The organism is Psychrobacter piechaudii, from assembly GCF_900162825.1.
Classification (GTDB): Bacteria; Pseudomonadota; Gammaproteobacteria; order Pseudomonadales; family Moraxellaceae; genus Psychrobacter; species Psychrobacter piechaudii.
The window spans coordinates 1-3,267 of sequence record NZ_FUGE01000136.1 but is presented as its reverse complement, the minus strand read 5'-3'; the positions used below and the strand labels follow the sequence as shown (position 1 = coordinate 3,267).

General features: G+C 45.1%; 1 protein-coding gene and 2 pseudogenes. All 3 read left to right on the top strand.

The annotated features are described in order from the left end of the window. Positions 1–16: 16 nt before the first annotated feature. A complete protein-coding gene (gene tnpC, locus A1019T_RS07540; protein WP_425271942.1) occupies positions 17–1,681 on the top strand; it encodes an IS66 family transposase in 1,665 nt (554 codons plus the stop codon). Positions 1,682–1,887: 206 nt separating this feature from the next. After that, positions 1,888–3,037: pseudogene (locus tag A1019T_RS14015) on the top strand (ABC transporter substrate-binding protein); the annotation flags it as partial. A gap of 101 nt (positions 3,038–3,138) precedes the next feature. Beyond that, positions 3,139–3,267 (top strand): annotated as a pseudogene (locus A1019T_RS07530) (IS982 family transposase); the annotation flags it as partial.

Genomic DNA, 3,267 nt, shown 5'->3' with positions numbered 1-3,267 from the left:
ACAGCGTAATGAGCACCTGCAGCAACAGCTTGTTCAAACAAACACAAGTCACGATCAACTACAGCAGCTTTTTAACCAAGTGGTTGAAGAAAACCACAAGCTGTATGAACAAGTGCTTGAACTCATCGAAAAACAAAAGCAGCTTATTCACCGGCTCTATGGACAAAAAAGCGAAGGCATAACTGCCAGACAAGCCCACTTAAATTATGAGGCCGCGCAAGAGGACTTAGCGCAGCTTGAACAAATCCGAGATGACTACCTTAGCGGCTTAAGCCAAGATGAGCTTGCCAAGCTGCCTGCTATTGATCGTACTCAGGCAGAAACCCTCATTGATGAGGCTGAGCTTAAAGCCGCCAAAGAGAACACAGATGAGCTGCCAGCTTCAGCTACTGATCAGCCTAAAAAAACAAAGCGTGCTAAATACACAGTGATTCCTGACAACCTTGAGGTCAAAACCCAGGTTCATGAACCACTTACCACCGTTTGTGACTGCGGCTGTCAAATGAAGCGAATTGGGGAGGATAAACAAGACAAACTTGGCATTATCCCTAAGCAGTTTTATATTGAACGTCACATCTACCCTAAATGGGTATGCCGTGAGTGTGACATCATTCATCAAGCGGCTGCCCCCAAGCAGATTATTAACAAAAGCATCGCCACCCCAGAGCTGCTTGCGCACATCCTTATTAGCAAATATGCAGACCATCAGCCGCTATATCGGCAGAATATTATCTATCAGCGAAGTGGGGTAAATATCTCCGATGCTACTATGGCAGACTGGGTAGGACGCTGCGGCGTTGCCTTTGAGCCTTTAGTCAGTCGCTTGCATGAACTATTACTGTCTGAGCCTATCTTACATGCCGATGAAACCCCGGTATCTATCATGAAGAATCATGTAAAGGTAGGTGGTAAATCATTAAAAAAAGGCTATGTCTGGGCGTATCTTACGCCACAGCCCAGCTCCTTAAAGGCGGTGGTCTATGACTTTGCCGAAAGTCGTCGTAATGAGCACCCTAAAGCCTTTTTAGATAAGTGGCGCGGTAAGCTGGTTTGCGATGATTACAGCGGGTATAAGTTCTTATTTCATCAAGGTGTGACTGAAATCGGTTGTCTGGCTCATGCACGGCGTAAATTTCATGAACTGCATGTCACTGGGCAAAGTATCGTGAGTATTGAGGCATTAACGTTATTTAGGCAGTTGTATGCCATTGAACGTGAGATTGATGAGCGATTTGAAAAAAACACACCCCCAATACCAAGAGATCCCCAAGTAGTTCGGCAAATCAGGCAAGAAAAAGCCAAACCAATTGCCGATAAGCTGCACCAATGGTTACAAGAAAAAAGGCAGTTAACCACTAAAAATGCCAGTATTAGTAAGGCGATTGATTATTGCCTGAAACGTTGGCAGGCGCTGACTCAGTATCTAGATGATGGCAGGCTGCCGATTGATAATAATTGGGCGGAGAATCAGATGCGTCCGTGGGCACTTGGGCGTAAAAACTGGTTGTTTGCCGGTTCGCTGCGAAGTGGGCAGCGGGCTGCGAATATTATGTCAATCATTCAGTCAGCTCGCTTAAATGGTTTGGATGTGTCTGCTTATTTGACAGACGTGCTAAGACGCCTGCCTACTCAAGAGGATCTGGATGAGTTGTTGCCTCATCGCTGGGTGCCACCGCAATAGGGGGTGGTCGGATGCTTACATTTTAAGTAAAGTACGGTATAACCAATAAAGGTGATGCTTTCGATCATTTGCCACAGTTTTTACCACAATAATAAAAAATAGGTATTATTTTGCGTCCATATAACTCACGTAAACATCGCTCTGCCAAACATTATTCCTTTTTAGGCCTCTTAGTGTTGTGTCTCTCGCTGTGGTCGTCACCCGTTATGGCCGCTTGTGGGGCGGGCGATGGCAAGCCGGTAAAGTTTGGTTCTTTAACTTGGGAGAGTGGCCAATTTATTTCTTCCGTACTGCAAGCTATTGCAGAGAAAGGCTATGGCTGTGAGACTGAGTTGGTACCCGGTACTGGGCCAGCCCTAGAGACCGCATTGGCGCAAAATGATATACAGGTCATTGGAGAACAATGGGTTGGGCGCTCGCCGATTATGGAAGAGGCGATTGCAGCAAATAAGGCCGCTGTCATAGGTGATACCTTACAGGGCGGGGCCACCCAAGGTTGGTATGTACCCAAATATGTGCTTGAGGACAATCCTGAGCTTAAAAGTTATCAAGATTTACCTAAATATGCCCATCTATTTACCGATCCTGAAAATCCCTCTAATGCCCGGTTTTTAAACTGTCCTACCGGTTGGACCTGTGAAGTATTTAATACCCATTTGCTCAAAAATTTAGGTTTAACCACCCCAAACAGTCAAGGGGTTAAGTTTAATAATGTTCACCCTGGTACAGGTGCAGCACTAGCTAGATGCTGCCATATCTTCTGCCTTTGAGCAGCGTAAGCCGTTGCTGTTTTATTATTGGCAGCCCACCGGTCTTATGGCCAAATATGACTTTGCCGAGATTCCTTTTCCCAAGCACGATGAGCAATGTTGGGATGAGCTTCTTGATGCAGGAAGTCAGACCAAATGCGTTTCAGGTTTTCCAGTATCGAATTTAGGGGTGGCAGTTTCTACCCCTTTTCTAGACAGTAATCCAGAGTTAGCCACTGCTTTTAAAAAGGTACAGTTCACCCCCAATATCCTAAACGGCGCCATCTTACAGATGAATGAAAGCAAGCGCAGTGGGGAAGAACAAGCCGAACTGTTTTTGCAACAAAACCCGCAGCTTTGGCAGCAGTGGTTAACCCCTGAAGCGGCTCAAAATTTAGCCAATGCGCTTAATGTGTCTTTTGAGGGTTCTGATGGTTCCTTAAACAGTCAGTCAGGACAAGCTGATATAAATAGCAACACTAGCGCCGGCTTTAGCTGGTTCCCTGAATGGTCGTTTGAAAATCAATTAAACAACTCCCTTAGCTACGTAGTCCAAAATTTCGGTGACGTGTTTCGCTCCATCAGCCAGCTTACTTTAACCTATCTAACCTGAGTTCGGGATAAGCAGGTCAAAAAAGGCAAAAAAAAGAAGTCCAAAATTGTTAAAGTTAAGGTACCAACAAAAACTCAACAAAAAGGACTTCTTACATGGACAACCTAACCGAATTATACTGCCATATTGACGACTTTTACCAAGCATTCAAACCAGAATTTGAACGTCAGCTGATCGAAAATGGGACAAAGCGATTAAGAGCATGCAAGATAAGTGTACCAGAG